Annotated in this window: 21 protein-coding genes; 16 read left to right on the top strand and 5 right to left on the bottom strand. The window is 70.5% G+C overall.

The window, feature by feature from the left end; translation table 11 throughout:
- Nucleotides 1-102: 102 nt before the first annotated feature.
- The 6 genes from ACGFQ9_RS36680 (at nucleotide 103) to ACGFQ9_RS36655 (ending at nucleotide 6,199) form a co-directional block, all read left to right on the top strand.
- Nucleotides 103-1,335 (top strand): hypothetical protein, encoded by a 1,233-nt coding sequence (locus ACGFQ9_RS36680; RefSeq protein ID WP_393580073.1) that lies wholly within the window; start codon nucleotides 103-105, stop codon nucleotides 1,333-1,335.
- 66 nt (nucleotides 1,336-1,401) lie between these two features.
- Complete coding sequence (locus tag ACGFQ9_RS36675; protein WP_393580072.1) at nucleotides 1,402-1,992, top strand: TlpA family protein disulfide reductase; 591 nt, start codon at nucleotides 1,402-1,404, stop codon at nucleotides 1,990-1,992.
- An 18-nt stretch (nucleotides 1,993-2,010) separates the two neighbouring features.
- The gene (locus ACGFQ9_RS36670; protein WP_393580166.1) at nucleotides 2,011-2,775 is read left to right on the top strand and encodes a cytochrome c biogenesis CcdA family protein; all 765 of its coding nucleotides are present in this window, start codon (nucleotides 2,011-2,013) and stop codon (nucleotides 2,773-2,775) included.
- 13 nt (nucleotides 2,776-2,788) lie between these two features.
- On the top strand, nucleotides 2,789-4,588 hold the full coding sequence (locus ACGFQ9_RS36665; RefSeq protein WP_393580070.1) for a cytochrome c biogenesis protein ResB: 1,800 nt from the start codon (nucleotides 2,789-2,791) through the stop codon (nucleotides 4,586-4,588).
- Nucleotides 4,585-5,667, top strand: a complete 1,083-nt coding sequence (ccsB, locus tag ACGFQ9_RS36660) for a c-type cytochrome biogenesis protein CcsB (protein ID WP_393580068.1) — start codon at nucleotides 4,585-4,587, stop codon at nucleotides 5,665-5,667. Before ACGFQ9_RS36665 ends, ccsB begins: the two co-directional genes overlap by 4 nt.
- 25 nt (nucleotides 5,668-5,692) lie before the next feature.
- A complete protein-coding gene (locus tag ACGFQ9_RS36655) occupies nucleotides 5,693-6,199 on the top strand; it encodes an SRPBCC domain-containing protein (RefSeq protein WP_393580067.1) in 507 nt (168 codons plus the stop codon).
- A 255-nt stretch (nucleotides 6,200-6,454) separates the two neighbouring features.
- Here ACGFQ9_RS36655 and ACGFQ9_RS36650 read toward each other — a convergent pair whose 3' ends face one another.
- Nucleotides 6,455-6,931, bottom strand: coding sequence for a MarR family winged helix-turn-helix transcriptional regulator (locus ACGFQ9_RS36650; protein ID WP_393580065.1), 477 nt, complete (start codon nucleotides 6,929-6,931; stop codon nucleotides 6,455-6,457).
- A gap of 108 nt (nucleotides 6,932-7,039) precedes the next feature.
- Here ACGFQ9_RS36650 and ACGFQ9_RS36645 point away from each other — a divergent pair, with 108 nt between their 5' ends.
- Nucleotides 7,040-7,414: a cupin domain-containing protein gene (locus tag ACGFQ9_RS36645; protein WP_393580063.1), complete on the top strand. Its 375-nt coding sequence runs from the start codon at nucleotides 7,040-7,042 to the stop codon at nucleotides 7,412-7,414.
- A 10-nt stretch (nucleotides 7,415-7,424) separates the two neighbouring features.
- On the opposite strand, the gene ACGFQ9_RS36640 is transcribed toward ACGFQ9_RS36645, so the two are convergent.
- Entirely contained in the window at nucleotides 7,425-8,876 is a 1,452-nt protein-coding gene (locus tag ACGFQ9_RS36640; protein ID WP_393580062.1) for an MFS transporter, read from the bottom strand.
- Nucleotides 8,877-8,989: 113 nt separating this feature from the next.
- Here ACGFQ9_RS36640 and ACGFQ9_RS36635 point away from each other — a divergent pair, with 113 nt between their 5' ends.
- Nucleotides 8,990-9,955 carry a LysR family transcriptional regulator gene (locus tag ACGFQ9_RS36635; RefSeq protein ID WP_393580060.1) on the top strand — a complete coding sequence of 322 codons (966 nt, stop codon included), beginning with the start codon at nucleotides 8,990-8,992 and terminating at the stop codon, nucleotides 9,953-9,955.
- Nucleotides 9,956-9,970: 15 nt separating this feature from the next.
- A complete protein-coding gene (locus tag ACGFQ9_RS36630) occupies nucleotides 9,971-11,080 on the top strand; it encodes a hypothetical protein (protein WP_393580058.1) in 1,110 nt (369 codons plus the stop codon).
- Between the two features lie 15 nt (nucleotides 11,081-11,095).
- Here the strand turns inward: ACGFQ9_RS36630 and ACGFQ9_RS36625 are convergent, their stop codons facing one another.
- Nucleotides 11,096-11,461: a PLDc N-terminal domain-containing protein gene (locus tag ACGFQ9_RS36625; RefSeq protein WP_393580056.1), complete on the bottom strand. Its 366-nt coding sequence runs from the start codon at nucleotides 11,459-11,461 to the stop codon at nucleotides 11,096-11,098.
- Between the two features lie 88 nt (nucleotides 11,462-11,549).
- Here ACGFQ9_RS36625 and ACGFQ9_RS36620 point away from each other — a divergent pair, with 88 nt between their 5' ends.
- From ACGFQ9_RS36620 to ACGFQ9_RS36605, 4 genes are read left to right on the top strand one after another with little or no spacing between them, the layout of a single operon-like run.
- Nucleotides 11,550-13,007: a menaquinone biosynthesis decarboxylase gene (locus ACGFQ9_RS36620; protein WP_393580055.1), complete on the top strand. Its 1,458-nt coding sequence runs from the start codon at nucleotides 11,550-11,552 to the stop codon at nucleotides 13,005-13,007.
- The gene (locus ACGFQ9_RS36615; RefSeq protein ID WP_393580054.1) at nucleotides 13,004-13,498 is read left to right on the top strand and encodes a hypothetical protein; all 495 of its coding nucleotides are present in this window, start codon (nucleotides 13,004-13,006) and stop codon (nucleotides 13,496-13,498) included. The genes ACGFQ9_RS36620 and ACGFQ9_RS36615 overlap by 4 nt, the downstream gene beginning before the upstream one ends.
- Nucleotides 13,498-14,427: a menaquinone biosynthesis prenyltransferase MqnP gene (gene mqnP, locus ACGFQ9_RS36610; RefSeq protein WP_393580052.1), complete on the top strand. Its 930-nt coding sequence runs from the start codon at nucleotides 13,498-13,500 to the stop codon at nucleotides 14,425-14,427. Before ACGFQ9_RS36615 ends, mqnP begins: the two co-directional genes overlap by 1 nt.
- 26 nt (nucleotides 14,428-14,453) lie before the next feature.
- The gene (locus ACGFQ9_RS36605; protein ID WP_393580051.1) at nucleotides 14,454-15,044 is read left to right on the top strand and encodes a Uma2 family endonuclease; all 591 of its coding nucleotides are present in this window, start codon (nucleotides 14,454-14,456) and stop codon (nucleotides 15,042-15,044) included.
- Here the strand turns inward: ACGFQ9_RS36605 and ACGFQ9_RS36600 are convergent.
- A complete protein-coding gene (locus ACGFQ9_RS36600; RefSeq protein ID WP_393580049.1) occupies nucleotides 15,041-15,655 on the bottom strand; it encodes a rhomboid family intramembrane serine protease in 615 nt (204 codons plus the stop codon). The two genes, ACGFQ9_RS36605 and ACGFQ9_RS36600, sit on opposite strands and share 4 nt — an antisense overlap.
- 88 nt (nucleotides 15,656-15,743) lie before the next feature.
- On the opposite strand from ACGFQ9_RS36600, the gene ACGFQ9_RS36595 reads away from it, so the two are divergent.
- A complete protein-coding gene (locus ACGFQ9_RS36595; protein ID WP_393580047.1) occupies nucleotides 15,744-16,412 on the top strand; it encodes a UbiX family flavin prenyltransferase in 669 nt (222 codons plus the stop codon).
- Here ACGFQ9_RS36595 and ACGFQ9_RS36590 read toward each other — a convergent pair.
- Nucleotides 16,409-16,546, bottom strand: a complete 138-nt coding sequence (locus tag ACGFQ9_RS36590; RefSeq protein ID WP_393580174.1) for a hypothetical protein — start codon at nucleotides 16,544-16,546, stop codon at nucleotides 16,409-16,411. The genes ACGFQ9_RS36595 and ACGFQ9_RS36590 overlap by 4 nt on opposite strands.
- Before the next feature lie 122 nt (nucleotides 16,547-16,668).
- Between ACGFQ9_RS36590 and ACGFQ9_RS36585 the strand changes: the two genes are divergently transcribed.
- Both ACGFQ9_RS36585 and mqnE read left to right on the top strand, forming a co-directional pair.
- On the top strand, nucleotides 16,669-17,124 hold the full coding sequence (locus tag ACGFQ9_RS36585) for an Lrp/AsnC family transcriptional regulator (RefSeq protein WP_393580046.1): 456 nt from the start codon (nucleotides 16,669-16,671) through the stop codon (nucleotides 17,122-17,124).
- A gap of 82 nt (nucleotides 17,125-17,206) precedes the next feature.
- Nucleotides 17,207-18,370 carry an aminofutalosine synthase MqnE gene (gene mqnE, locus ACGFQ9_RS36580; RefSeq protein WP_393580045.1) on the top strand — a complete coding sequence of 388 codons (1,164 nt, stop codon included), beginning with the start codon at nucleotides 17,207-17,209 and terminating at the stop codon, nucleotides 18,368-18,370.
- Nucleotides 18,371-18,444: the final 74 nt, after the last annotated feature.

Raw genomic sequence — 18,444 nt, 5'->3', positions numbered from 1 at the left:
CCGACTGTGACTGTTCCGTGCGCAGCTGTTACGACTTGGGGTCATTAAGCGCCGAGTCCCCAGGGAATCCCCGATGCGGGTGACGGCATCGGGGAGGGTGACATGGGCGGGGTCAGTCCTATCAGTCGCAGGGGTCTGCTCGGGCTGGGGCTCGGCGCGGCGGCCGCGCCGGTCCTCGCGGGATGCGGTGGCGGTGGCGGCGGGAAGTCCCGGTCCGGTGGCGGCGGGGGCGGGAAGCGGGGCGGCGGCCCCGAGCCCAGGCTCATAGGCGACGGCTCCACGGCCGACACCGGGCCGCAGCCGAACCAGCCGGAGAAGCCGGTGCCGCTGCAGCCGGGGGAGACCCCGCCGCAGTTCGTGGTGTTCAGCTGGGACGGCGCGGGGGAGGTCGGCAACGGCCTCTTCCCGCGTTTCCTCAAGCTCGCCAGGGACCACCACGCGGCGATGACCTTCTTCCTCTCCGGGATATACCTGCTCCCCGAGTCGAAGAAGAGCCTCTACAAGCCGCCGAGGAACCCGGTCGGCGCCTCCGACATCGGTTACCTCAAGGACGAGAACGTCCGGCTGACCCTGCAGAACCTCCGGCAGGCCTGGCTCGACGGCCACGAGGTGGGCACCCACTTCAACGGCCATTTCTGCGGCGGCTCCGGCTCCGTCGGCCGCTGGACCGCGGAGGACTGGCAGGGCGAGATAGACCAGGCCGTGTCGTTCGTCACCAACTGGAAGACGAACACCGGCTTCGCCGACCTCCAGCCGCTGCCCTTCGACTACACGAAGGAGCTCTGCGGGGCCCGCACCCCCTGCCTGCTCGGCCAGGGCAACCTGCTGCCCAGCGCCAAGAAGCTCGGCTGGCGCTACGACGCGAGCTCGCCGGGCGGGCTGCAGCAGTGGCCGGCGAAGAAGGGCGGGGTCTGGGACCTGCCGCTGCAGGCGCTGCCCTTCCCCGGGCACTCCTTCGAGGTCCTGTCCATGGACTACAACATCCTCGCCAACCAGTCGAAGAACACCACCCGGGGCGTGCCCTCCAACTACCCGGCCTGGCGCACCCAGGCCACCGGCACCTACCTCAACGGCTTCAGGCGGGCCTACGAGACGAACCGGGCGCCGCTGTTCATCGGCAACCACTTCGAGGAGTGGAACGGCGGCATCTACATGGACGCCGTCGAGGAGTCCCTCAAGGCCATGTCGGACAAAAAGGATGTAAGGCTCGTATCCTTCCGGCAGTTGGTCGACTGGCTGGACGTACAGGACCCGGCTGTCCTCGCCAGGATGCGTTCGCTCCGGCCCGGCCAGGCCCCGGCCGGCGGCTGGAAGAGCTACCTGACAGCGGCCTGAGCTGCGGTTCGGCAGAGGCGCGGGGGGTGCGGAAGATCCCCGATATGCTCATGCGAAACTTTTCACATGAGAACTGGCCGCGCCCCCATCCTGCTGACCGCGGTGACCCTCGCGAGCGCCCTCACCCTCACGGCGTGCACCGACGGCGGCGGCAAGACCACCGGCTCGGCCGGCGGCAACTACGTCATCGGACCGAGCGGGATCTCCACCGTCGCCCGGGGCGAGCGCGTGGCCGCTCCCAAACTCGACGGCGAGACCGTCGAGGGCGGCACCCTCGACACCTCCACCCTCAAGGGCAAGGTCGTCGTCCTCAACGTCTGGGGCTCGTGGTGCGGTCCCTGCCGGACCGAGGCCCCCTACTTCAAGCAGGTCTCCGAAGAGCTGGCCAAGGACGTCGCCTTCGTCGGGATCAACACCCGCGACAACAGCAAGCAGAGCGCGCTCAACTTCGAGAAGGACTACGGGATCACCTACCCGAGCCTCTTCGACCCCTCGGGCAAGCTGATCCTCCGCTTCCCCAAGGGCAACCTGAACCCGGCGGCCATCCCCTCCACGATCGTCCTCGACAAGGAGGGCAAGATCGCCGCCCGCGCCCTCACCGCGATCGACGACAAGCGGCTCCGCAAGATGATCGACCCGCTGCTCGCCGAGAAGTGACGGAGAACTGACCCCGTGATGCTCCTCGCCGCCCAGGACGTCGGCGTGAACGAGACCGTCATGAGCGGCGGTCTGCTGCTGGCCGTGCCCATCGCGCTGCTCGCCGGACTGGTCTCGTTCTTCTCGCCCTGCGTCCTCCCCCTCGTCCCCGGCTACCTCTCCTACGTCACCGGGGCCAGCGGCGCCGACCTGGCCGAGGCCCGGCGCGGCCGGATGCTGCTCGGCGCGAGCCTGTTCGTGCTCGGCTTCACCGCCGTGTTCGTCTCCACCGGAGCGCTGTTCGGACAGTTCGGCAACACCCTCGCGGGCAACCGGGAGATCATCTCCCGGGTCATGGGCTTCCTGGTGATACTCCTCGGGTTCTTCTTCATGGGCTGGATCCCGGGCCTGACGATGCGGGAGTTCCGCTTCCACAAGAAGCCCGCGGCCGGCCTGGTCGGGGCGCCCTTCCTGGGCGTGCTCTTCGGGCTCGGCTGGGCCCCCTGCACCGGACCCACCCTCGGCGCCCTGCTCACGCTCTCCATCCAGGAGGCCAGCGCCGTCCGCGGCGCCGCGCTGACCACGGTGTACTGCATCGGCCTGGGCCTGCCCTTCATCGTCACCGCGATCGCCTTCCGCAAGGCGCTGGGCGCGTTCGGCTGGGTGAAGAAGCACTACGCGTGGGTGATGCGGATCGGCGGCGCCATGCTGATCCTCACCGGCCTGCTGCTGGTCACAGGAATCTGGGACAGCATCGTGTCGGAAATGCAGGGCTGGGCCAGCGGCTTCACGGTCGGGATCTGAGGACGACAGGCACATGAGTACGACGGACAACACCAAGGCCGCCGCCCCGGCGGACACCGCGGACACCGCGGACACCGCGGACACCGCGGACACCGCGGACACCGCGGACACCGCGGACGCCGCGGACACCGAGGCCGCCGGCCTCGGCGAGGCCGGGGCGCAGCTCTCCACGGCACCCGCCGAGGACGCCGCGCCCTCCGGCATCGGCGTGTTCGGCTGGGCCCGCTGGTTCTGGCGGCAGCTCACCTCCATGCGGGTGGCGCTGCTCCTGCTGCTCCTGCTCTCCCTGGGCTCCATCCCGGGCTCGCTGATCCCGCAGACCCAGGTCGACCCGCTGAAGGTCGAGCAGTGGAAGCGGGACCACGACTTCTGGGTGCCGGCAGCCGAGAAGCTCCAGCTCTTCGACGTCTACACCTCGTTCTGGTTCTCGGCGATCTACCTGCTGCTGTTCATCTCGCTGATCGGCTGCATCGTCCCGCGCACCTGGCAGTTCGTCGGCCAGCTCCGCAGCCGCCCGCCGGCCGCGCCGAAGCGCCTGGACCGGCTGCCCGCGTACACCACCTGGCGCACCGAGGCCGCCCCCGAGCAGGTCCTCGCCCACGCGAAGACCCTGCTGGCCGGCCGCCGGTTCCGCACCGACACCGCCGAGGACTCCGTCGCCGCGGAGAAGGGTTACCTCCGTGAGGCCGGCAACCTGGTCTTCCACATCGCCCTGATCCTGATGCTGGTGGCCTTCGCCACCGGCCAGCTCTTCAAGTCCGAGGGCGGCAAGCTGGTCCTGCGCGGCACGAGCTTCTCGAACGTGCTCCCGCAGTACGACGACTTCAAGTCCGGCAGCCTCTTCGACACCGACGACCTGCCGAAGTTCAGCTTCAAGCTGGACAGGTTCGACGCGACCTTCGAGAAGACCGGCCCGCAGAAGGGCACGCCGCGCGACTTCAAGGCGTACGTCACCGTCAGCGAGGGCGCCGACGGCGCGCCCCGGAAGGCCGAGATCGAGGTCAACGAGCCCCTCGACATCGACGGCGCCAAGGTCTACCTGCTCGGTCACGGCTACGCGCCGGTCATCTCGGTGACCGACCGCCAGGGCGAGGTGATCTTCAAGGACGCGGTGCCGATGCTGCCGCAGGACTCCAACCTGACCTCCTCCGGCGCGGTCAAGGTCACCGACGGCTACCGGGACAAGGACGGGAAGAAGACCCAGCTCGGCTTCGCCGCCTGGTTCGTCCCCACCTTCGCCGGCCAGAACAAGGGGAACATGTTCTCCCAGTTCCCGGCCCTGGACTACCCGGTGCTCGCGCTCAGCGCGTACCACGGCAGCCTCGGCGTGGACTCCGGCCTGCCGCAGAACGTGTACCAGCTCGACACCCGCAAGATGAACAAGTTCCTCGGCGCGGACGGCGAGCTGTTCAAGCAGATGCTCCGGCCCGGCGAGACCATGACCCTGCCCGACGGGGCCGGCTCGGTGAAGTTCGAGGGCATCGAGCGCTGGGCGACCTTCCAGGTGTCCCAGCAGCCCGGCAACGGCCTGGCCCTGGCCGGAGCCGCCGCCGCCATCCTGGGCCTGGCCGCCTCCCTGTTCATCCAGCGCCGCCGGATCTGGGTCCGGGCGGAGGCGCTCCCGAGCGGTGTGACCGTCGTCCGGATGGCCGGCCTCGGCCGCAGCGAGTCCGCGCGGCTCGCGGAGGAGCTCGGGGAGCTGGCCGCCGAGCTCCACGACAAGGTGCCCACCGCGCCGAAGTCCCCCGCCGACCCCGTCGACGGCCCCGTCGCCGACACTGACGAAGAAGACCCTGAAGGAGAGCGCGAATGACGACGCTCGCAGTCGCAGCCAACGAGAACCTGGCGCAGATCAGCAATTACCTGATCTATTCGTCGATGGCGGTCTACACGCTCGCCTTCCTCGCGCACATCGCCGAGTGGGTGTTCGGCAGCCGCAGCAAGGTCGGCCGTACGGCGGCCGCGCTGACCGGCGGCGCCGCGTCGGAGGCGCCCGCGGTGCAGGTCCGCACCAAGGGCGGCGGTACGGCGGTCCTGGACAAGCCGAAGGTGGTCACCCGGTCCGGCAGCGGGACCCGGGACGTCCCGGACGGCCCCGGCGCGGCCGGCGACACCGAGAAGGGCGACCTCTACGGGCGGATCGCGGTCTCCCTGACCGCGCTGGCCTTCCTGATCGAGGCGGCCGGTGTGGTCGCCCGCGCGATGTCGGTGCAGCGGGCCCCCTGGGGCAACATGTACGAGTTCTCGATCACCTTCTCCACGGTGGCGGTCGGCGTCTACCTGGCGCTGCTGGCGGCCAAGAAGAACGTGCGCTGGCTCGGCCTGATCCTGGTCACCACCGTCCTGCTGGACCTGGGCATCGCCACCAAGTGGCTGTACACCGACAGCGACCAGCTGGTCCCGGCCCTGGACTCGTACTGGCTGTGGATCCACGTCTCCACCGCGATCTTCTGCGGTGCGGTCTTCTACGTGGGTGCCGCCGGCACCGTGCTCTACCTCTTCCGCGACTCCTACGAGGCCAAGCTCGCGGGCGGCGGCAAGCCCGGCTCCTTCGCCACCTCGGTGCTGGAGCGGCTGCCCTCGGCCGCCTCGCTGGACAAGTTCTCGTACCGGATCAACGCGGCCGTCTTCCCGCTGTGGACCTTCACCATCGTGGCCGGCGCGATCTGGGCGGGCGACGCCTGGGGCCGCTACTGGGGCTGGGACCCCAAGGAGGTGTGGTCCTTCGTGACCTGGGTGGCCTACGCCGGCTACCTGCACGCGCGGGCCACGGCGGGCTGGAAGGGCCGCAAGGCCGCCTACCTGGCACTGTTCGCCTTCGCCTGCTGGATCTGGAACTACTACGGCGTGAACATCCTGCTCAACGGCAAGCACTCGTACGCGGGCATCTGACCGGCGGGAGTGCGACGCTGGTGTCATGTCTCCCGTGAGCCATGGCACCGGCGAGCGCCGCGACGGCGACCACTGGCTGCTGCACATCGCGCCGCACGTGGCGCACGCGTACGAAACGGTGTGGCCGGCCCTGACCACGCCGGAGGGCCTCCAGGGCTGGCTGGCGGAAGCGGACACCCTGGAACGGCACCTCGGCGGGGCCGTCACCCTGCAATGGGCGAACTCGGGCACCAGGGTCTCGGGCCACGTCACGGCCTGGGACGTGGAGCGGGTGGTCGAGTACACCGTCCCGGTGCACGGCCGGATGCGCTTCCACCTGGAGCCGCTGGGCACCGATTCCACCCTGATCCGCTTCACCAACGAGCTCCACGGCAACGAGTCCTACGCCCTGGACTGCCTGGCCGGCTGGCACGAGCACTTCCTGCTGCTGGAGGACTACCTGGAGGGCCGCCCGGCGTACTGGCCGGCCTGGACCAAAACCCGCTGGACCACCCTCCGCACCGAATACGCCACCCACCTCCAGCCCCACTGACCGCCCCCGGTACGGGCAGGCGTCCGTTACCCACCCCCGGTGCGGGCGGGGGTCCGTACCCACCCCCGGTGTGGGCAGGTGCTCGTTACCCACCCCCGGTGTGGGCAGGTGCCCGTTACCCACTCCCGGTGTGGGCGGGCGCCCGTACCCACCCCCGGTGTGGGCAGGCGTCCCGCAGGGCGGGACGGGTGGGCACACCGGGACACCGCCGCGCAACGTTCGTACCCCGCCCCGCCGGAGCCGCCCCCCGGCGGCCTACCAGACGGGCCGCAGCGGCGGCAAAGGCTCGCCCCCGCCCAGCGATCCCAGCAGCCGGCCCAGCTCAGCCCGCAGCGCGCCCAGGTCCACCCGCTCACCGACCTCCGCCTCCAGCCCGTGGAGGATCCGCCCCGCCACCGCCAGGTGCGTCCGTGCCGCCTCCGTGAGCACGACCAGCTTCCGCCGCCCACCCCCCGGATGCGGCTCCCGCCGCACATAGCCGCGCCGCTCCAGGTCGTCGACCAGCTGCCCGGCCGCCTGCTTGGTCATGCCCAGCCGTTCGCCGAGCTCGCTGCTCGTGGTGCCGTCGCCCTTGAGGATCTGGAAGGCCATGCCGTGCACCGGCCGCAGGTCCGGATACCCGGCCTCGGCGACCCGCCGGGTGAACTCGGCCAGCATCATCTGGAAACCCAGCCCGAGCAGGAAGGTCAGCTCGGGACCGGGCCCGCCGTCGTGGTTCGTCACGCGAAACATCGTGACACAGGCAAGTCAACATGCTTTACTCACTCCTGCGTCCAGCAAGTAAAGCAACTTGACTCACTCACTCATTCACTCACTCACTCGCTCCGAGGAGCCGCCGCCTTGCGCGTCATCACCACCACCCCCGAGCACGTCACCGTTTCCCCGAACGCCACCATGACCGGCCTCGCCGCGCCCAGCCGCGGCAGCGCCGAGCTCAGCACCTGGCGCGTCGACATGGCCGCCGGCTCGACCGGCCCCGACCATGCCGTCAGCCGCGAGCAGGTCTGGACGGTCACCGCCGGATCGCTGGAGATCACCTGGGACGGCGGCCGGACCGAGAAGGTCACCGCAGGCCAGACCATGGTCCTGCCCTCCGGCGTCGTGCGCCGGATCCACGCCGCCGAGTCCTTCGAGGCGCACGTCGCCATGCGCGCGGACGGGGTGGCCTCGGTCCCGGGGACCGAGGGCACCCGCGTCCTGCCCTGGGCACAGTGACCCTCACGGCTCAGGACCGGGAGGGCTCCGGCGAAGGATCCGTTGACGGCCTGACCGCCGGGGCAGCCGGCTCCCCGGCGGTCACCCGCCGGCCCGCCCGGGACCGCAATCCCGGCGCGCTCACCGCCGCGGCCAGCAGCACCGCAATGAACGGAACCCACAGGGCCGCCCGGTAGCCGTCCAGCGCCGAGCCGGACACCGCCCCCGAGACCGCGGTCACCGCCGACAGCCCGAGCGCGGCGCCGAACTGGAACGAGGTGTAGAGCAGGCCGCCGGCCAGCCCCTGGTCCTCCTCCGCCGCCCCGTCCGTGGCGACGATCGTCAGCGGGCCGTAGACCAGCGCGAAGACCAGGCCCACCAGCACCAGACCGGGCAGCATCGCCGCGTAGGTCCAGTCCGCGCCCAGCGGCAGGAACAGCCCGTAGGCCACCGCGGCGAGCAGCAGCCCTCCCAGGATCAGCCGGGCGTTGCCGAAGCGGGCCACCAGCTTCGGCACCAGAGTCGGGGAGAGCACCGCGTCGATGCCCATGACGACCATCGCCAGGCTGGTCTGCACGCTGGACCAGCCCCGCAGTTCCTGCAGGTAGAGCACCAGCAGGAACTGGAAGCCGAAGAACGCGCCGGAGAACAGCACCGCCGCGGCATTGGTGCGCAGCAGTGATCCGGACCGCAGCACCGACAGCCGGACCAGCGGCGCCGGGGCCCGCCGCTCCACCGCGGCGAACACCAGCAGCAGCGCCAGCCCGGCCCCGAGCGTGGCGGCGGTCGTCACGGCCGGGGCGTGCGCGGCCCGCTCCACCCCGAGCACCAGCAGCACGAGCGCGGCGGTCACGGTCAGGCCGCCGACCAGGTCGAACCGCTCACCCGGTGCCCGTTCCGGCCGCGTCGCGGACTTCGGTACGAGGGCCAGTGCGGCCAGGAGGATCACCGCGGACAGCCCCACCGGGGCGAAGAACACCCAGCGCCAGCCCACCGAGGACAGCAGCCCGCCGACGACCAGGCCGATGGAGAAGCCGCCGGCCGCGGTGCCCGAGTACACGAGCAGGGCCCTGTCGCGCTGCGGGCCCTCCGTGAAGCCGGTGGTGATGATCGAGAGACCGGCCGGGGTCATGAAGGCCGCGGCCACACCGGTGACGAACCGGGCGGTGATCAGCATCCAGCCCTCGGTGGCCAGCCCGCCGAGCCCGGAGAACAGCAGGAAGACGGTGAGCCAGCCGAGGAACATCCGCCGGCGGCCGAAGAGGTCCGCGGCCCGCCCGCCCAGCAGCATGAAGCCGCCGTAGCCGAGCACGTAGGCGCTCATCACCCACTGGAGGTCGCCGGTGGACAGGCCCAGGTCCGCCCGGATGGACGGCAGGGCCACGTTCAGCATGGCGACGTCGATGCCCTCCAGGAAGATCGCGCCGCAGAGGACGAGCAGGACACCCCACTGGCGCCCGCGGATCGTGTCGTTCGCATTCATGAGAACCCTCAGACAGGGGAAGGGGAGGAAAGGAAGGTTGGTTGCCGGCTCAACCAACCCTCGTCCGAGGGCCCCGGGGGAACAACGCCGAAGAAGGCAACGTTCGTTCAGCCGTGCTTACCGATCGCGATGAACTGGAGTGCTTCCTGATCCTGGCCGAAGAGCTGCACTTCGGCCGGACCGCCGAACGGATGCTGCTGTCCCGCGCCCGCGTCAGCCAGCTGACCGGCCGCCTGGAACGGCGCGTGGGCGCACCGCTGTTCCGGCGCACCAGCCGCAGGGTGTCCCTCACCGCGCTGGGCCGGCAGCTGCGCGAGGACCTCGAACCCCACCACCGGGGCATCCGGGAGGCCTTGGAACGTGCCGCGGCCACCGCCCGTGCGGTCGGCGGTGAGCTGCACGTCGGCTTCCCCACGCCGACCTCCGGGGAACTGGTGCTGCGGGCCGCCGGAGCGCTCCGCGCCACCCACCCGGACCTGGTGGTGACGGTGTGCGAGGTACCGCTGTCCGATCCCTACGGGCAGCTCCGGAGCGGCGGCTTCGACGCCGCCTTCGCCGAGTTCCCGGTCCGTGAGCCCGACCTGGAGGCCGGACCGGTGCTGCTGACGGAGCGCCGGGTCCTGGCCGTGGCGGCCGATGACCCGCTCGCCGCACGGACCGAGCTGACGCTGGAGGACCTGGCGGGCGTACGGCTGCTGCCGACCGGCGGCGACGTGCCCGCCCACCTGAGAGAACGGTCGGCTCCGGACCGGACACCGGGAGGCCGGCCGATCAGCAGGGGGCCGGAGGTCGTCCACGTGCAGGAAGCGCTGATGCTGGTCGCGGCCGGAGAGGGTGCCCTGCTCGCACCGGAACACATGGCGGCGTACCACGCCCGCCCGGGGGTGGCCTACCTGCCGGTGGCCGGCGCCGAGCCGATCGGCTACGGCCTGGTGTGGCGGGCCGCCGACGACTCGGGGGCGGTACGGGCGCTCGCGCGGGCGGCGGCCGATGTCGCGGCGGGAGCCGTTCCGGAAGCCCGCGGCCGACATCACATCCGAAACTCCGTCCGAAACCCGGTCCGGAACGTTTCCTCCTGAGGCACTCTTGCGCGTGTGATTGCCGAAAAGAACCCCAAGGAGTCTGCAGGGAAGCCGAGTTGGCTTGCCGCGGCCGTGGTGATCGGTCTCGGTGTGGCGGCGATGCTCGTCGGCGCCTTCCTGCTGCTGGTGCCCGTACGGACTGCCGAGGCGGCGGCCCGAGACTTCGCGGCGGCCGACACCTGCGCCCCCGGCCTCCCCCCGCGGGAGCAGGCACAGTGCCTGAGCCGGACGACGGCCACCGTGGAACGGGACCGGAACCCCGGGATCAGGCACCTGGTCCGGAGCCTGGACGTGGTGCACGCGGACGGCAGGCGGCAGGTCGTCAAGGTGCAGTGGCACCGTGCCGAGGCGCCCACCGCCGTGGGCGAGCAGGTGCGCCTGGTCGCCTGGCGCGGCGAGATCCGGTCCGTGGAGTACGGCCCTCGCCTCTCCCGTACCGCCCACACCGTGGACAACCCGTACACCGGGTACGCGGTGCCGTTCGGCTGGGGCGCGTTCCTGCTGCTCTTCGGGCCGGCCATGGTGTGGATGGAGTGCTGGCAGCGGTGGCTGTCCGGGCGCACGCGGCGGGCCATGGCCTGGCAGTTCCTGGTACCCCTGATGACACTGGTCATCCTGGGTGTGAGCGTGCTGGTCGCCGCGCTGATCTCGGACCTGCGGTTCCCCGTCCTGCTGCGCTGGACCGCGGCCGGCACCGTCCTGGCCCTCCTCGTCGCCGGAGCCGTCTCCCTGTACAAGTGGCGGCGCGGCGAACCGGAGACCTACGAGGTGGAGCCGCGCCGGGACGAGCGCGAGCGCGTCTTCCGGGCGGTACTGCTCGGAGACGAGGACGGTGTCGGCGACCACCTCGTGATCGGCCCGGGGGTGCTCGCGTTCAGCATCGACCCGACCGGATCCTTCCGCCGCAAGCCGCTGCCCGACGGGCTGGTGCTGGAGCGGGTCCGCCCCGTCCTCGCGACGGACCCCGGTGGCGCCGATGTACTGGGGCGGGACCTCTCGTACCGGATCGCCCAGTGCCGTGACGGGGAGCGCGAGGTGCTCATCGCGGTCCGCCGCCGCGACATGCCGTGGCTGGTCGGCGCGCTCACGGAGGCGCGGCCTGCCGGGGTGGCCGGCCGGTAGCCGGGGGCCGGGCGGCTACTCCGTGTCCTTCTCGCCCTTGTCCTTGTCCCTGTCCCTGTCCGTGCCCGTGTCGCTGTCCCTGTGCTTGTCCCTGTCGCGGTTCTCCTGCTCCTCGCGCAGGGACTTCAGGAACTCGGGGTTGTCGTCCGGCGCGACCCACTGGGTGCGGCCGCGGCTCCGCCCGGCCCCGCCGCCGGAGGCCACCCGCTTCTTGCCCGCGAACAGCCAGACCACCGGTCCCACGATCGAGAACAGCAGGATGATGATCACCCACACCACCTTGGGGAGGTGCTTGACCTCTTCCTCCGGGGTGTTCAGGCAGTCGATGAAGGCGTAGATGGTCAGCGCGATGATCAGCAGGAACGGCAGATAGCGCAGCACGGTGTGGGACCGACCCCCAGTCAGTGGCGGCGGGCCGCTACGGGCCCCGGTGACGCCTCCAGGGTAGTCCGTGCCGGATACTTGCCCCATGGCTTACGACGATCTCCGCTCGCTGCTCCGGGCTCTGGAGCGGGAGGGCGACCTCAAGCGCATCAAGGCCGAAGTCGACCCCTACCTGGAGGTCGGGGAGATCGTCGACAGAGTGAACAAGGCCGGCGGCCCGGCCCTCCTGTTCGAGAACGTCAAGGGCTCCGACATGCCCCTGGCGATGAACGTCTTCGGCACCGACCGCCGGCTGCTCAAGGCCCTCGGCCTGAAGTCCTACGGCGAGATCAGCGAGAAGATCGGCGGCCTGCTGAAGCCCGAGCTGCCGCAGGGGTTCATCGGCGTCCGCGAGGCGTTCGGCAAGCTCGGCTCGATGGTGCACGTCCCGCCGAAGAAGGTGAAGGGCGACTCCGCGCCCGTCCAGGAGGTCGTTCTCACCGGGGACGACGTGGACCTGGACCGGCTGCCGGCGCTCTTCACCTGGCCCAAGGACGGCGGCTCCTTCTTCAACCTGGGGCTCACCCACACCAAGCACCCGGAGACGGGCGTGCGGAACCTGGGCCTGTACCGGCTGCAGCGCCACGACAAGCGCACCATCGGCATGCACTGGCAGATCCACAAGGACAGCCGCAACCACTACGCGGTGGCGGCGGCGCGCGGCGAACGGCTGCCGGTGGCCATCGCCTTCGGCTGCCCGCCGGCCGTGACCTACGCGTCCACGGCGCCGCTGCCGGGCGACATCGACGAGTACCTCTTCGCCGGGTTCGTGGCGGGCAAGCGGATCGAGATGGTCGACTGCAAGACCGTCCCGCTCCAGGTCCCCGCCAACGCGGAGGTCGTCGTCGAGGGCTGGCTGGAGCCGGGGGAGATGCTCCCGGAGGGCCCGTTCGGCGACCACACCGGCTTCTACACCCCGCAGGAGCCGTTCCCCGCGCTGAAGATCGACTGCATCACGATGCGGAAGCGGCCTCTGCTGCAGTCGATCGTGGTGGGGCGCCCGCCGACCGAGGACGGCCCGCTGGGCCGTGCGACGGAGCGCTTCTTCCTGCCGCTGCTGAAGATCATCGTGCCGGACATCGTGGACTACCACCTGCCCGAGTCGGGCGGCTTCCACAACTGCGCGATCGTCTCGATCGACAAGAAGTACCCCAAGCACGCCCAGAAGGTCATGCACGCCATCTGGGGCGCGCACATGATGTCGCTGACCAAGCTGATCATCGTGGTGGACAAGGACTGCGACGTCCACGACCTGCACGAGGTGTCCTGGCGGGCGCTCGGCAACACCGACTACTCCCGCGACCTCACGGTGGTCGAGGGCCCGGTGGACCACCTGGACCACGCCTCGTACCAGCAGTTCTGGGGCGGCAAGGCGGGCATCGACGCGACGAAGAAGCTGCCGGAGGAGGGCTACACCCGGGACGGCGGCTGGCCGGACATGGTGGAGTCCGACCCGGCGACGGCGGCCCTGGTGGACCGCCGCTGGAAGGAGTACGGACTGTGAGCCCCATCGCCGTCGGCGGCCCGGCGCTGTTCCTGGGGGCGGACACCCCCTGTGTGGCGCTGCTCCGTCCCGAGCTCGACCCGACCGATCCCGGGCTGGTGCTCGCGGCCCGTCAGGCCGGGGTCACCCCGGAGGCGTTCGCCGGCGGCCACGGCGTCTGGGAGGTCGTGGCCGACCGTACGGACGGCGAGGGCCGCGGCTTCGAGCTGCCCGAGCTCGCCGACGCGGACGCCGCGGCCTTCGCGGACGCCCTGCTGGCCGCGCTGGACGGCGGGGAGGACTTCGAGCTGAGCCTGGCCGTGGACGCGCTCACGGTGACCGGCCGGACCGCCGGCGACGACCGCGTCTCCCTGGCCGTGCGGGTCGTACCGCAGGTGGCGGCGGAGGCTGCGGAGGTGCAGGAGACCGGCCCGCTGGACGTGGAGCTCGGCACGCTGCCCGTCGCGGAGCTCCGCGAGGACGTGGCCGCCTTCCGGGAGGACCTGGCGTGATGACCACCGCTGACGGGGTCGTCGGCCCCGGGCCGGGTCCCGCCGCGCCGCAGGCCGCCGGCAAGGTGAAGGCGTTCCTGCGCCTGGTGATGATCGAGCACTCGGTCTTCGCGCTGCCCTTCGCCTACATCGCCGCACTCACCGCGATGTTCACGGAGAGCGGCAGCGTGCACTGGGTGGAGCTGCTGCTGGTCACCGTCTGCATGGTGGGTCTGCGGACCTTCGCGATGGCCGCGAACCGGATCATCGACCGGGAGATCGACGCCCGGAACCCGCGCACCGCCACCCGCGAGCTGGTGACCGGCGCGGTCTCGGTGCGGACCGCGTGGACCGGTGCCGGGGTCGCGCTCGCGGTGTTCCTCGGCTCGGCCGCGCTGCTGAACCCGCTCTGCCTGGCGCTGGCGCCGGTGGCCGTGATCCCGATGGTGGTCTACCCGTACGGCAAGCGGTTCACGAACTACCCGCACGCCATCCTCGGTCTGGCCCAGGCGATGGGCCCCATCGGCGCCTGGCTGGCGGTGACCGGGACCTGGTCCTGGGACGCGGTGATCCTCGGCCTCGCCGTCGGCGTCTGGATCGGCGGCTTCGACCTGATCTTCGCCTGCCAGGACGTGGCGGCGGACCGCGCCGAGGGCGTGAAGTCCGTCCCGGCCCGCTTCGGCGTCCCGGCCGCCCTGTGGGGCGCCCGCGCCTGCCACGTCGTCACCACGGCCCTGCTGGCCTGGTACGCGGTGGCCACGGACGCGGGCGTGCTGTTCTGGACGGGGCTGGCGGTGGTCGCGGCCGCGTTCGTCTACGAACACACCATCGTGAAGCCGCACGACCTGTCCCGCCTGAACCGGGCGTTCTTCACGGTCAACGGCTTCATCGGGGTTGCCCTGTTCGGGTGCGCCCTGCTGGATCTCGCCATGCGGGGTCTGACGGTTTAGTTGCCGTGCGGCCTACCATCGAGTGCATGGACAGGGAGGCCGACGTGACCGTCTCGGAGACCGAGCGCCTGCACTCACAGCTCAGCCGGTTCGAGGACATGTTCCCCGGATACCGGGTCGAGATTGTCGAGGGCGCCATCATGATGAGTCCGGTCAAACCACACCACAACGAAACGATCTTCGAAGTGCGCAACGCTTTGAAGGCGCAGCTTTCGGCGGAGTGGGGTCTGATCAGCGACGTCGCCGTGCCCTTCGATGACGACAACGAACTCTGCCCGGACCTTGCCGTCATTCCGAATGCCGAACGCCGCAAAAACCTCAGCGCGTACCCGCCGGAGCTGATCGAGCTCGCCGTCGAGGTGGTCTCCCCGAGCAGCGTCCGCAATGACTACGAGGTCAAGAACCGGGCGTACGCCCGGCGCGGCATCCCGCACTACCTGATCTTTGACCCCTACAAGGGGCACTGCGTGACGCTGTGGAACCCCGGGCCGGACGGGTACGTGGGGCGGGACACCATTCCCTACGGAAACCAGGTCAAAATCGACACCGGCATCGGAACGCTCGTCATCGACACCGCCGAACTCCCCGTGGACCCCGGCACGGCCGTCCGCACCTAGCCGTACACCCCCGCCCGCCCCGCCGGCGCCTTCGGGAGCAGGAAGGCCGTGGCCGCGCCGGCCAGGAGGCCGATGAGGTGGCCCTGCCAGCTGACCGAGGAGTCCGAGGGGCCGATGCCGGACAGGATGGCGCCGCCCCAGATCGCGGCGACCAGCAGGCCGACGACGATCCCGGTCGGGCGGCGCTCCACGAAGCCGCGGACCACCAGATAGCCGAACAGGCCGAAGACGAGTCCCGAGGCGCCGGCGGTGTTGCTGTCGGCCGGGGAGAACAGCCACACCCCCAGCCCGTCCGCGACGATGATCACCGCGCAGACGAGGAAGAAGCGGCGCAGCCCGCCCAGCGCGGTGAGGAAGCCGAGGGCCAGCAGCGGCAGGGTGTTCGCGGCGACGTGGTCCCAGCCGAAGTGGATGAACGGCGCGGAGAGTACGGAGGGCAGGTCGCCGGTGTCCCGCGCGGTGATGCCGTACGTGTCGAGGGAGTGCCCGGTGGCGGTGTCCACGGCTTCGAGCAGCCACAGCAGTGCCACCCAGCCGGCCATCAGCAGGCCCGCCGTCCTGGCGCGCTCGCCGTCGGTCATGGCCCCGCTGCGGTTGTCGGTCGGGTTCATCGCGGCCCCCTGGTGAGTGTTCCGAAGGGGAAACGTACGGCAGACCTTGGCGAGTGCCCGGCCGAGGTGGCCGGATAGTCTCGGTGTCATGACTGACGGCAAGCGCACCCCGTGGGTGGTCGGGGTTTCCGGGGCGTCGGGGACGCCGTACGCGGCGGCGGTGCTGCGGGGGCTGTTGGCGGCCGGGGAGAGCGTGGACCTGGTGGTCAGCCGGGCCTCGCGGCTCACCCTGCTGGACGAGACCGGCATCGCCTTCCGGGACGCGCACTGGCGCGAGGACCTCGCGCAGTGGCTGGCCCGGGGGGCCGACGGAAAACCCGACACCTTCGACGTGGCCGTGGGCGACGTGCGGCACTGGGGTGCCGGGGATCTGGCGGCGGGGCCGAGCAGCGGCTCGTACGCCGTCAAGGGAATGCTCATCGTGCCGGCGTCCACCGCCTGTGTGGCGGGTGTGGCGCTCGGACTGTCGAAGGACCTGCTGCAGCGGGCGGCGAGCGTGACGCTCAAGGAGCGGCGCCGACTTGTGGTCGCGGTGCGGGAGACCCCGCTGAACGGTCAGACGCTGAAGCATCTGGTGGCGCTGGACGAGGCGGGAGCCGTGGTGCTGCCCGCCTCTCCGGCGTTCTACGCGGGTGCGACGCACATCCAGGATCTGGTGGACTTCGTCGCGGGGCGGGTGCTGGACGCGGCAGGGGTGCCGCACCGGCTGTACCGCCGATGGGAGGGAGAGCTTGGAAGCTCTCGGCTTGGGGGTTAGCGCTTCTTGGCGTTGCGCGGCTTGGTGCTCTTCTCGGCGCGCCGCGCGGCGACTACCTGCTGGTGGGCACGGGATCGGCTGGCCTGCTCCTGGAGCTGCCGCATCTGGGCGTAGGCCATCTCGATCGTGTACACGGTGAACCACTCCTGAAGATCGTCATTGATCTGTTGAAAGATTCACAGGGCGTTGACCCTGTGCGCCTTTGATTCTATACCTAATCTTGCAGGATCGCCGAACAATAGAAGGGTCCAGATACATGGACGCGGTGGACAGGCAGCTCATCCAGGCACTCCGGGAAAACGGACGTGCCTCGTACGCGGAGCTGGGCCGGCTCGTGGGCCTCTCCGGCCCCAGCGTCACCGACCGCATCAACCGGCTGGAGACGGCCGGGGTCATCACCGGGTACCGCGCGACCGTCGACTCGGCCTCCCTCGGCCTGGGCGTGACGGCGCTCATCGGCATCTCCCTCTCCGACGCCGCCGACCACGAGGACGTGGCGCGCCGGCTGCGGGACCTCGCGGAGATCGAGGACTGCTGGTTCATCGCCGGCGACGACTCCTACATGCTCAAGGTGCGCGCGAGCGACGTGGACGGCCTGGAGAAGATCATCCGGAAGCTGTCCGGGACGAAGGGCGTCTCCCGGACCCGCACCACCATCGTGCTCTCCACCAAGTGGGAGAACCGGGTCGGAGAGCTCCCCGAGGAGCACTGAGAGTACGGTTGGGCGGGGAGTGCCCCCGGGTGAATCGAAGCCCGGTGGCACCGGCAGACATCGATCAGGAGGCGACCGGCACATGGACGCTGGGCTCAAGCGCGAGCTGGAGGAGAAGGTCCGCTCCGGTGAGCGGCTGACCCGTGAGGACGGCATCGCCCTCTACGAGTCGGACGATCTGGCCTGGCTCGGCGGCCTCGCCCACGAGGTGCGCACGCGGAAGAACGGCGACGTCGTCCACTTCAACGTCAACCGTCACCTCAACATGACGAACGTGTGCACCGCGTCGTGCGCGTACTGCTCGTTCCAGCGGAAGCCGGGCGAGAAGGACGCGTACACCATGCGCATCGAGGAGGCCGTCCGCCTGGCCAAGGCCATGGAGAGCGAGAACCTCACCGAGCTGCACATCGTCAACGGCCTGCACCCCAACCTGCCGTGGCGCTACTACCCGCGCTCGCTGAGCGAGCTGAAGAAGGCGCTGCCGCACGTCTCGCTGAAGGCGTTCACGGCCACCGAGATCCACCACTTCGAGACCATCTCCGGCCTCTCGGCGTCCGACATCCTGGACGAGCTGATCGAGGCGGGCCTGGAGTCGCTGACCGGCGGCGGCGCGGAGATCTTCGACTGGGAGGTCCGGCAGCACATCGTCGACCACCGCACCCACTGGGAGGACTGGTCGCGGATCCACCGGCTCGCGCACGAGAAGGGTCTCAAGACCCCGTGCACGATGCTCTACGGCCACATCGAGGAGCCGCGGCACCGGGTGGACCACGTGCTGCGGCTGCGTGAGCTGCAGGACGAGACGGGCGGCTTCCAGGTCTTCATCCCGCTGCGGTACCAGCACGACTTCGTGGACCTGAAGGACGGCAAGGTCCGCAACACGTTGCAGGCCCGGACCACGATGGCCACCGGTGCCGAGGCGCTGAAGACCTTCGCGGTCTCCCGCCTGCTCTTCGACAACGTCCAGCACGTCAAGGTCTTCTGGGTGATGCACGGAGTGCAGACCGCCCAGCTGGCGCTGCAGCACGGCGCGGACGACATGGACGGCTCGGTGGTCGAGTACAAGATCACGCACGACGCCGACAACTACGGCACCCCGAACAAGCTCACCCGGGACGACCTCCTGGAGCTGATCCGCGAGGCGGGCTTCCGCCCGGTCGAGCGGAACACGCGGTACGAGATCATCCGCGAGTACCCGGGCCCGGACGCCTCGCTGCGGGAGTCGCCCCAGCCGATGCGCGTCTGACGCACCGCTTCGCCGTACGACCTCCGACGCCCTGGTCCGCACCCCGGACCAGGGCGTTTTCGTGTGCCGAATCC

Origin of the sequence: Streptomyces sp. NPDC048603, from assembly GCF_043199475.1 — a bacterium.
Lineage (GTDB): Bacteria > Actinomycetota > Actinomycetes > Streptomycetales > Streptomycetaceae > Streptomyces.
This window is presented reverse-complemented; position numbering and strand designations above follow the sequence as displayed.